The organism is Candidatus Aquarickettsia rohweri, assembly GCF_003953955.1.
GTDB lineage: Bacteria > Pseudomonadota > Alphaproteobacteria > Rickettsiales > Midichloriaceae > Aquirickettsia > Aquirickettsia rohweri.
Map to the genome: position 1 here is coordinate 1 of NZ_RXFM01000048.1, position 9,586 is coordinate 9,586.

The following is a 9,586-nucleotide window of genomic DNA, read 5'->3' on the forward strand; positions in this document are numbered from 1 at the left end:
CCTATAAAGGTTAATATAGATAAAAGTGGCTCTAATACTTCTGCTTTGAATTCAATCAATAAGCCATTATCTAAAGAAAACCAAATAGAAATTAGGCAGAACAAATATCTCAACAATAGGATAGAAGGCGATCACAGATTTATAAAGAAACGAACTAGGCCGATGCTTGGCTTCAAATCCTTTAGAAGTGCCGCCAGAACTATTGCGGGAATAGAACTCTTGCACATGATTAAAAAAGGACAACTTGCTGACAATGACAATTATAATTCTGACTTTGATAAATTTCTTTCACTAGCTGCTTAATGGAAAAATCTATAAATAATTTAAAAATTTTACACCATATTACAGATGCGACAGAGCCGGGAAAGATGATTATAATTTTATAGAAGAGTTAAGAAATATTAATAAAGAAAATAACGAAGTTCTAGAGCAATTGCAACAATCATTATATGAAGAAAATATTATATCAACGGTAGTATGGAATGCTAGTGGCAGTACAAATATTATACCAGAGTATAATCATTTGGAGCAACATGGAGTTAATATAGAAATACTAATTGCTCAAATAGAAGGAAGAAGTAAAGAAGAAAACAGAATGGAGGCTATACTATTAGAGAGGAAGGAAGAAGGAAGTAATTTAGGAATGAAAGATGTGAAGCTATTAGCAGCAATACTTAAACACAATGAAATAAGTGATGATAAGATATCACTTCCTGAAGGTATAGAGGAGTCATTAATATATCAGGATGCAAAGTTGTATAATACAGCAATGGAAAATGGAGTTGTAGTATTAGGAATGGAAGGTAAAGGGTTAGAATATTCCAAGAAAAGTACTGTAGAATACACATTTGCAAGAGAAAAGTATATGGCAGAAAAAGCAACAGAATTGATAGGGAAGGGATATAATGTGAGTATATCTGTTGGTGCCAATCATGTTAATAATATAAATAGTAGATTAGCAGAAATATCTGGTATAGAAACAACTAATTTATTTAATAAAGAATTTGAGAATACAGGGTTTGCTAATAATGTTGTAAGCTTATTACCGTATGAAGGTTTGTCCTCTACTAAAGAATTTGATGGTATATCTCCTATGTTGAGATTGGATAGTGGTGAGTTAATAGCCAAATCTGCATCAAGTGATACAGGATCTATGAATGATAAGGTGATGTTAGAATTGGGTAAAGTGCACTTTGGGGTGAAATGTGCAGATATAGCAATAGATATGGTAAGGACGGCAATAAATCCAACAACACAAAATATTACAAAAACAATGAATGATGCTGTCCAGGAAACTGCAATCTATTATGGAAAGACGGGTATAATGTTGCCTGTTACGGCTGTGAAAGGTATACATGATATGTATAAAGGAGAATATATAGAAGGAATAATAAAAATAGGGTTAGTAGCTTTAAGTATTTCAAGTCCGGGAGCAGCGCCTTTAGTAGGTGGAGTAATGGTCTTAGGTTCATTATACTCAATGATACAAAACGCTAGTGATTTAGCTGAAGTAATTCAAGAATTAAACAGGGAATATATAAGTGAGAGTGATAAAATTGAAGAGCAAGATATTAGTAGTAATGTAATCATTCCTGTATATACTGAAAATCAACCTGATTTTTATCATCATAGCAGTTACGATGAAGTTTATGAATTATAGGTGAGTTTTACAGTTTAGCATATGGTGAATCGTATTAATCTGATATTAGTGATGTTTCGTTTCTTTAGTAAAAATAGAAACTGGATATTGTTGAATTTCCCAGCTTTATTCATGGCGTTAGGACTGATAATAAATAAAAGCTTATATCATGATTTTATTATCTATTCTGGATATATTGCAATAAGTTTATTAGCCATAGTTCTTGCACTTAATCCTTTGATTGTTATATTCAAATCTAATATTTTTCTCAAAAAAATTAATAAACACAGAAGAATAATTGGAGTTGCTGTATTTACGTATGCTTCATTGCATTTTTTGTGTTACCTTGTGAAAAAAAGGAGGTGTTATTAATGCTTTGAGTTGGTTATTTCACCCTATTTTATTGCCTGGATTTATTGCATTTATAATTTTTGCAATTTTAGCGATAACAAGTAATAATGTATCTATTAGAATTTTAGCAATTACTAGATGGAGAAAATTACATAAGCTAGTGTACCTTGGAGAGTTTTTTGTTATTGTACATTTACTATTATGGCTCGTTTTTGATGATAGAATTAGGGTTTTATATGCTTTATCCGCTTTTGTGCTGTTGATTATGCTTCAAAGGAAAAGGTATTCAATAATAAAAAAACGATAAGTAGAGTATCGGAAAATCATAAGGATTTATATTATTTCATGTCTAAAATTATTTGATAATAAATTTTAAGCTTGTTAGAAATTTATTTTTAATATAAAAATTAGGTATCAGTATCTAAATGTTAATAAAAGTTTATAGCTATACGATTTGTAGATGAAAAAGTTTTCGGTATTTTTTATTATTTTACTAAAATTTGGAATATTAAACATAAAAGCTTCAGATGAGCCTAAACCTCCTAAGCAAATTAATTGGCTATTTAATGGTGTGACTGGTAAATTTGATAGACAATCTATCCAAAGAGGTTTTAAGGTTTATAAAGAAGTTTGCTCAGCATGCCATTCTGTAAAGAGGTTAGCATTTAGGAATTTAATGGAAATAGGATTTTCTGAAGATGAAGTAAAAGCGCTTGCATCTGAATATGAAGTTAAAGATGTTCCTAATGAAGAAGGAGAGATGTTTGATAGGTCTGCAAGGTTAACAGACATGATTCCTGGGCCTTATCCAAATGAAAAAGCTGCTAGAGCTTCAAATAATGGTGCGTATCCTCTTGATTTATCATTAATAATTAAAGCTAGGCATGATGGAGCAAATTATGTTTATTCCTTATTAACAGGCTATTCTACTCCTCCAAAAAATTTTGAACTAGGAGAAAACATGTATTATAACCCATATTTTGCAGCAGGTGGAAATCAATTAGCAATGACACCTCCTTTACATACTGCTGATCAAGTAGAATTTAATGATAATACGAAAGCTTCTATAGATCAAATGTCAAAGGATGTTGTGAATTTTTTACAATGGGTTGCAGAGCCTGAAATGGAAGATTCAAAATCGTTAGGTATTAAAGTTATAATCTTTTTACTAATTTTTACAGTATTATTCTATATTGCAAAAAAGAGAATATGGCAAAGAATTAAATAGGTATGAAATCTGGGATTAAAAATATATATTTTTTAATTAAACTGATATTAATTTTATTAAGCAGTAATATATATTCATATTTATTTTTATTATGTGTAAGGAAAGATTTATCAAAAAAAGCTAAATTAAAACAAAAAATAGGTGAAAAATTACTTAAGATTTTTCCTAAGTTAGGACCTGCTTTTATAAAATTAGGACAAGTTTTATCGACTAGGTCGGATATAATTGGGGAAGAAGTTGCAATTCAATTATCAAATTTGCAGGATAAATTGCCGTCTTTCTCAATTAATGAAGTTAAAAAAATATTTAAATCAGAATTTGGTTCAAGTACAGAGGAGTTATTTAAAATTTTTGATGTTAACAGTATAGCTGCTGCTTCTATTGCTCAAGTTCATAAAGCTGTCACTAAAGAAGGTGATGTTGTTGCTGTTAAGATTTTGAGACCTAAAATAAAGCAAAAATACATTAACAATTTACATTTTATTCAATTTATATCTTCAGTTATAAATATATTTTTAAGGAATGATAAAAGAATCAAAATCGATGAAGTGATTAATACACTAAAAAAGGCATCAGAAATAGAATTAGATTTAAGATTAGAAGGTGCGGCTGCAAATAAAATAAAGGAAAATTGTATAAGAGATTCTAACATATATATCCCTAAGGTATATTGGTCCTTGACATCTAAAAATGTATTAACTCTAGAATGGATAGACGGTATATCTATAGGAAGAAAGGAAGATTTAATTAAGGAGGATTTTAATTTAGATGAGCTTACAAAAAAACTAGCTATAATTTTTTTTAATCAAGCATGTAGGGATGGATTTTTTCATGCAGACATTCATCCAGGAAATATACTTATAATGAAAAATGGTGATATAGCCTTAGTTGATTTTGGCATAGTATGTTATTTAGATTATGAATTGAAGACTTTTGTTGCAGAAGTAGTATATGGATTTTTGAATAAGGAATATGAAAAAATAAAAAATTTACATTTTGATTCGGGTTTTGTGCCAAGTGACCAATCGGAATATCAATTTGAATTATCATGTAGGAGTATAGGAGAGCCAATTATTGGCAAATCATTAAAGGATATGTCTTTGGGAAAGTTGTTAAAGCACTTATTTGAAGTTAGTAGAAAATTTTCTGTCAAAATACATCCGGAATTATTATTATTACATAAAACAATTTTAACTATTGAAGGCACTGGATATGTTCTAAATCCAAAAATAAATATGTGGGATTTGGCTAGTCCTTGGATAAAGGATTGGGCAAAAAAGAATTTAGGAAAAAAAGGAACAATTCAAAAGATAAAATATAGACAAGAAAAATTTGTTAAAAGAATGAAGAATATTTTGTATGATTATAAAATCAACACTAATTCAAACACTAGTTTAAACAACAATCAAACAATTTTTAAATTAATAATAGCCATATTAATAATTAATACCCTTACAGTTTTAATAGTATTTTTATACAAATTTTTTATAAATTGATTATTGAGCTTGCAGTTATTTTGGTTTTGTGTAATATTTAAGGACTTTAAATTATAATACTAATTGGAGCATAAATGAGATTTTATGAATGCGCTTTCGTAATAAGGCAGGATTTACCAGCTCAAGATGTTCATAAACTTGCTGATAAATATCAAGGTTTAGTTGAAGAAATGAATGGTAAAGTTTTAAAGAAAGAATATTGGGGCTTAAGAAGTTTGGCATATGAAATTAAAAAGAATAAAAAAGGACATTATGTGTTTTTTGGCCTAAGTACTTCTTCTGATGTAATAAATAAAATTGAGAATGATTTTAAAGTTAGCGAAGATGTAATTAAATTTTTGACAATAAGAGTTGATAATATTGATGATAAACCTACATTAATGATGCAAACACCAAGTGAAACTAAAAATTAATATAGAAAATGGAAAATTTAATACCAAATACCCTATTATTTAATAGGACTTCATCAACATTTAAAAAACAAACCTGTCCACTTGAGAAGGTAGATGATAGTTTGATAAATTATAAAAATGTTGAACTTTTAAAGAATTATATTTCAGAAAAAGGAAAGATAGTGCCTTCTAGAATATCAAATATTTCGCCTAAAAAGCAAAGATTGCTTAGAAAATCTATACAAATCGCTAGGCATCTTGCTTTGTTACCATATACAGTTTTATAATTTTTTAGGATTTATTATGAAAGTATTGTTGTTAGAGAAAATAAAAAAACTTGGAGATATTGGGGATTTAATTACAGTAAAAGATGGGTATGCAAGAAATTATCTTCTTTCTAGGAATAAGGCCTTAAGATTTACTAAAGAGAATCAAGAGAAATTTCAAGTAGAAAGAGAGATTATAGAAAAAGCAAATGCTGAGAAGGAGAAAATAGCACAAAACAGTTTTAAAAAGATAGACGGAAAGATTATAACAATCATCAGACAGGCTGCAGACGATGGTAAATTATATGGTTCTGTAAGTAATAAAGATATTGCAAAAAATTTAGATGAAAAATTTCAAGTAAAAATTTCTGTAGAAGATATAGTATTAATTAATAAAATAAAAGAAATTGGTTTTCATAATTTTGTAGTTAATTTACATTCTGAAGTTGAGGCTAAATTAAAAATTATAGTTGCTAGATCTGAAGAAGAAGCTAAAAGTGCAATAAAAAATGAAAAAAGTGAAGTTAAGGTAAAAAAAGATAATTTAAATGAATTACAAGATAATAAATCTCAGAAGGGTGCTGAAGATAAGAAGGATAAAATTGAAGATGAGAAAAAAAATAAAGTATAAATAACATATGTATTAGTAAAAATGGCAAGAATAACTATTGAAGATTGTAATAAATTTGTAGAAAATAGATTTGAGTTAGTATTAGTTGCTGCACAAAGAGGAAAAGAATTAAATCATGGTGCGCAAATCAAGATTGATAATGTAAAAAAAGATAAAGAGGCTATTGTTGCATTAAGAGAAATTGCTGCAGGCGTTTTAGATATAGAAAATTTAAAAAGTTCTCTTGTGAAAAAAACATTTATTGATAATCAGGAAGACATCTTACTTAAAAAACAAGAAAATACTTTAGATGATATTAATCAGGAAATTTTAGATGAAATTGATTCTTTAAAAGATTCTTCTAATATAGAATCAGAAAACCAATTATTTCAAAACGAAGAAGATATAAAAGAATAGTGAAAAGTTATTTTCAATTGTATGTTTATTTATCGTATTTTAGTTTTTCTATAGTTACTTTAATTTTCTTTTTATATCCAATAATAAGACTATATATTACCCAAAGAATAAATGCTGAGCAAAAATAAGCTTTTCAAGCAAAGATTATTTATTATTATTATTACTATTTTTTTTGCATTTATTGGATTATTTATTATCTTATATATTTTTAACGAAAATATTGTTCTTTATAAAACTCCTTCAGTATTATTAAATAATAAATATGACAATAATAATTTAAACTATATTAGACTAGGGGGTATTGTAAAAAACGGTAGTGTTAAATATAAAGGGGAATATGTTATGTTTACAATTTATGATAATGATGGTGAGATAAAAACAATTTATAAGGGAGTCATTCCAAGTCTTTTTAAAGAAGGGCAAAATGTTATTGTATATGGAAAATTAAGTGATAATAATATGTTTGATGCTAAAGAATTATTAGCTAAGCATGATGAAAACTATAGGCCTTAAAATTCTGAAACTTTAAAAATAAACTTTATGAAAAGACTTATATATACATGTATTATAACTATAATAATCTCGTATATTTTTATAAGTTACCCTAAAATTGATATATTTATATCTAGTTTATTTTATTCAGAGAATAGTCATAAATTTTATTTAAAAAATAACTATATATTAAAGTTTATAAGTTACTTAGCATATTATTTAGCTTTTTTATTATTAGCTTATAGCTCTATAGTAATTCTATTAACTTTCATTAAAACTAAATCATATAGATTTATCAATTATAGACCACAGATCATAATATTATTAGTGTTTTTTATTGGTTCGGTGCTATTAGTACAGACCTTTTCAAAACATTATTTTGGTAGGGCTAGGCCTTATAAAATAATTGAATTTAATGGAAATAAAGAATTTACTGCTGCCTTCACTGTATCAAATCAATGTACTTTCAATTGTTCATTCGTATCTTTTCATACTTCTATAGGAGTTTTATTTTTAATATATTCTTTTTATCAAACAGGTAGTAAAAGAAAATTAATGATAATTTTTTCGTACTTATTAGTTGTGTTATTTGCATTGACTCGAGTAATGCAAGGTAAGCACTTTTTAAGTGATGTTGTGATTTCTACATGTTTTATGTTTATAATATATTATTTAATATTATTTATAGAGGGTAAATGTATTAAATTAGAAAGAAAAATATATAGCTAAAAATATTGAAATATTGATTACTTATTGTTAAAATATATAATATTGAATTAATTAAAACATGTCAGATCCAGACCCATACCCAAGACTTCTTCCGATAAAGTAATTGTAGATATATTAGTAAAATCACATAGTTGGAGTTCGGTTAATTTTAATATACATAAGCATTGTAATAAAATTATGGAAATGGTGATATCCAATGTTCTATGTGAATTAAACGACGATAATAAAGTTGAAGTATCGCTGTTGCTAGCTGATGATAAAATATTAAATGATTTAAATAAAGAATATCGAAACAAGGATAAAGCAACAAATGTTTTATCATTTCCTTTTCATAAAAATAGTTTAGAAGAGATTAAGATAAATTATAAAAAAAATAACCATTTATTTTTAGGTGATATTGCAATTAGTTTTGAGAGAATTATTTATGAAAGCTTAGAACAAGAAAAAGTCTTTTTAGAATATTTTTCCTATATTTTAATTCATGGTTTATTGCATTTACTTGGATATGATCATATTCAAGATAAGGATGCAGAAATTATGGAGGAATTAGAAATTAATATAATGAAGCAAATGGGTTTTAACCATAAGCACTCATCTTTGCAATTACCTAATGAGATTGTTTAATAATATATTTATTTTAATTATTTATATAAAAATAGAGTTTAAAAAGTGGGTTTGTATATCATAAGTATAAATATTATAATAAGTCCTAGAAATGCAGGCCATCCTAGTATGAACCAAATATAAAAGTATTTATAATATTCATCAGGTAGCTTTTGTAGATTCTTGTTTAATGCATGGTTAGCAATGTTTCTTATTTGTATTTGCAGCCAAACCACAGGTAACCAGCATAAACCAGCAATGATATATAGTATATAAGTAATACTTAGCCAGGTTTCAAATAGATCATAACCTTGGTGATATATAAGAAAGAGTCCTGATATTGGTTGAATAATTACTGCAGGAGTTGTAAAAATTAAATCGGCAATAACAGTTTTTTTAAAGGTATGAGCTATGATTTTAATATCATTTGATAAATGTGACCATAATGAAAATAATGAAATCCCAATTCCAGTACCAAATAATATAGTTGCGTTTACTATATGAATTAATTTCAAAATAGGATATAAATCGATCATTTATCACGTTCCACTGATAATAGAATTGATAATAATCAAATAATAGGAATATTTTTTATTATAGGACCTAATGGTTCAAGCCAAAGCTTTGGTAAAAAAATTGTTAAAATACAAGTGTATATACTTATAATAATAATTTGGCCTATATATATTATATGTGTTTTATATCTAAATAAAAGTGTAATACCAATTATTATATCTACGAAACATGAGCTATAAAAAACAATAGAAGATAAATAGTTGCTCCTCAAAATTTGTTTAATTATTATAATAGTTTGTTCATGCTGAAAAAATGGTAAAATGCCAGAATATAGCCAAAAAAAAGCTAATATGTACTTTGCTATTGATTTAAATAAGTAAAGTTTAGCATGCCATACTGATTGAATAGATGATGGGTAAATTTCAAGAGCAAAATCAAATTTTTTAGGTTTTATTTTTATATATCTAAAAAATTTATTTGATTTAGATATGTTATCAGTGCTTAACATTTTGAATGCAGTGCTATTTATAGTGGAAGCATTAAATAAATCTCCTAATTTACAAAAGAACTTTATTATAATTTTTGGTATAGATATTGTTTTTGTTGGTTTTAAAGTAAGCGCTAAAATAAGGGCATCTAGGCAAGAATAAAAATAAGTGGTAGAACAAAAGCCTAAAAAAATAGAGGCTAATGATGCTATTAGAAAAAAAGAAAAAAAGAATAAGTAATGAAAAATGGAAAGAGCTAGTAGAAGAATATAAAAAAAGTAATGTAAGTAAATATGAATTTTGTAAGCAAAAGAATGTGCCGAGAAGTACATTTTATAAATGGCACAGAATTCTTGTAG

Annotated in this window: 15 protein-coding genes; 13 read left to right on the forward strand and 2 right to left on the reverse strand. The window is 26.7% G+C overall.

Features of this window, described 5'->3' with window-relative positions:
- The 11 genes from EIC27_RS03940 to ybeY form a co-directional block, all read left to right on the forward strand.
- A partial coding sequence (locus EIC27_RS03940; RefSeq protein WP_126044832.1) for a DDE-type integrase/transposase/recombinase occupies positions 1–303 on the forward strand: 303 nt, incomplete at its 5' end.
- 130 nt (positions 304–433) lie between these two features.
- Positions 434–1,660 carry a hypothetical protein gene (locus tag EIC27_RS03945; RefSeq protein WP_126044833.1) on the forward strand — a complete coding sequence of 409 codons (1,227 nt, stop codon included), beginning with the start codon at positions 434–436 and terminating at the stop codon, positions 1,658–1,660.
- A 790-nt stretch (positions 1,661–2,450) separates the two neighbouring features.
- On the forward strand, positions 2,451–3,218 hold the full coding sequence (locus EIC27_RS03950; RefSeq protein WP_126044834.1) for a cytochrome c1: 768 nt from the start codon (positions 2,451–2,453) through the stop codon (positions 3,216–3,218).
- Positions 3,219–3,220: 2 nt separating this feature from the next.
- A complete protein-coding gene (locus EIC27_RS03955) occupies positions 3,221–4,714 on the forward strand; it encodes an AarF/UbiB family protein (RefSeq protein ID WP_126044835.1) in 1,494 nt (497 codons plus the stop codon).
- A 74-nt stretch (positions 4,715–4,788) separates the two neighbouring features.
- Positions 4,789–5,127 (forward strand): 30S ribosomal protein S6, encoded by a 339-nt coding sequence (rpsF, locus tag EIC27_RS03960; RefSeq protein WP_126044836.1) that lies wholly within the window; start codon positions 4,789–4,791, stop codon positions 5,125–5,127.
- An 8-nt stretch (positions 5,128–5,135) separates the two neighbouring features.
- Positions 5,136–5,393, forward strand: a complete 258-nt coding sequence (gene rpsR, locus EIC27_RS03965; protein ID WP_126044837.1) for a 30S ribosomal protein S18 — start codon at positions 5,136–5,138, stop codon at positions 5,391–5,393.
- A gap of 16 nt (positions 5,394–5,409) precedes the next feature.
- Entirely contained in the window at positions 5,410–6,003 is a 594-nt protein-coding gene (rplI, locus tag EIC27_RS03970) for a 50S ribosomal protein L9 (protein WP_126044838.1), read from the forward strand.
- A 21-nt stretch (positions 6,004–6,024) separates the two neighbouring features.
- Positions 6,025–6,399 (forward strand): DNA-directed RNA polymerase subunit omega, encoded by a 375-nt coding sequence (gene rpoZ / locus EIC27_RS03975; protein WP_126044839.1) that lies wholly within the window; start codon positions 6,025–6,027, stop codon positions 6,397–6,399.
- A gap of 111 nt (positions 6,400–6,510) precedes the next feature.
- Positions 6,511–6,912, forward strand: a complete 402-nt coding sequence (gene ccmE / locus EIC27_RS03980; RefSeq protein WP_126044840.1) for a cytochrome c maturation protein CcmE — start codon at positions 6,511–6,513, stop codon at positions 6,910–6,912.
- Positions 6,913–6,939: 27 nt separating this feature from the next.
- Positions 6,940–7,620, forward strand: a complete 681-nt coding sequence (locus tag EIC27_RS03985; protein WP_126044841.1) for a phosphatase PAP2 family protein — start codon at positions 6,940–6,942, stop codon at positions 7,618–7,620.
- A gap of 153 nt (positions 7,621–7,773) precedes the next feature.
- Entirely contained in the window at positions 7,774–8,244 is a 471-nt protein-coding gene (gene ybeY, locus EIC27_RS03990) for an rRNA maturation RNase YbeY (RefSeq protein ID WP_276310332.1), read from the forward strand.
- Positions 8,245–8,282: 38 nt separating this feature from the next.
- Here ybeY and EIC27_RS03995 read toward each other — a convergent pair whose 3' ends face one another.
- Together EIC27_RS03995 and EIC27_RS07270 are read right to left on the reverse strand one after the other, a co-directional pair.
- Entirely contained in the window at positions 8,283–8,759 is a 477-nt protein-coding gene (locus EIC27_RS03995) for a DUF2269 family protein (protein WP_126044843.1), read from the reverse strand.
- A 35-nt stretch (positions 8,760–8,794) separates the two neighbouring features.
- Positions 8,795–9,247, reverse strand: coding sequence for a DoxX-like family protein (locus tag EIC27_RS07270; protein WP_162298328.1), 453 nt, complete (start codon positions 9,245–9,247; stop codon positions 8,795–8,797).
- Between the two features lies 1 nt (position 9,248).
- On the opposite strand from EIC27_RS07270, the gene EIC27_RS07275 reads away from it, so the two are divergent.
- Together EIC27_RS07275 and tnpA are read left to right on the forward strand one after the other, a co-directional pair.
- Entirely contained in the window at positions 9,249–9,389 is a 141-nt protein-coding gene (locus EIC27_RS07275; protein WP_162298329.1) for a hypothetical protein, read from the forward strand.
- A 43-nt stretch (positions 9,390–9,432) separates the two neighbouring features.
- Positions 9,433–9,586: IS66 family insertion sequence element accessory protein TnpA (gene tnpA, locus EIC27_RS08205; RefSeq protein WP_410519450.1), on the forward strand; the 154-nt coding region annotated here is incomplete at its 3' end.

Bases quoted from the DNA above. Each gene is read 5' to 3' on its own strand.
- EIC27_RS03950 (WP_126044834.1), top strand. From the start codon at position 2,451: ATGAAAAAGTTTTCGGTATTTTTTATTATTTTACTAAAATTTGGAATA.
- EIC27_RS03955 (WP_126044835.1), top strand. From the start codon at position 3,221: ATGAAATCTGGGATTAAAAATATATATTTTTTAATTAAACTGATATTA.
- rpsF (WP_126044836.1), top strand. From the start codon at position 4,789: ATGAGATTTTATGAATGCGCTTTCGTAATAAGGCAGGATTTACCAGCT.
- rpsR (WP_126044837.1), top strand. From the start codon at position 5,136: ATGGAAAATTTAATACCAAATACCCTATTATTTAATAGGACTTCATCA.
- rplI (WP_126044838.1), top strand. From the start codon at position 5,410: ATGAAAGTATTGTTGTTAGAGAAAATAAAAAAACTTGGAGATATTGGG.
- rpoZ (WP_126044839.1), top strand. From the start codon at position 6,025: ATGGCAAGAATAACTATTGAAGATTGTAATAAATTTGTAGAAAATAGA.
- ccmE (WP_126044840.1), top strand. From the start codon at position 6,511: ATGCTGAGCAAAAATAAGCTTTTCAAGCAAAGATTATTTATTATTATT.
- EIC27_RS03985 (WP_126044841.1), top strand. From the start codon at position 6,940: ATGAAAAGACTTATATATACATGTATTATAACTATAATAATCTCGTAT.
- EIC27_RS03995 (WP_126044843.1), bottom strand. From the start codon at position 8,759: ATGATCGATTTATATCCTATTTTGAAATTAATTCATATAGTAAACGCA.
- EIC27_RS07270 (WP_162298328.1), bottom strand. From the start codon at position 9,247: ATGTTAAGCACTGATAACATATCTAAATCAAATAAATTTTTTAGATAT.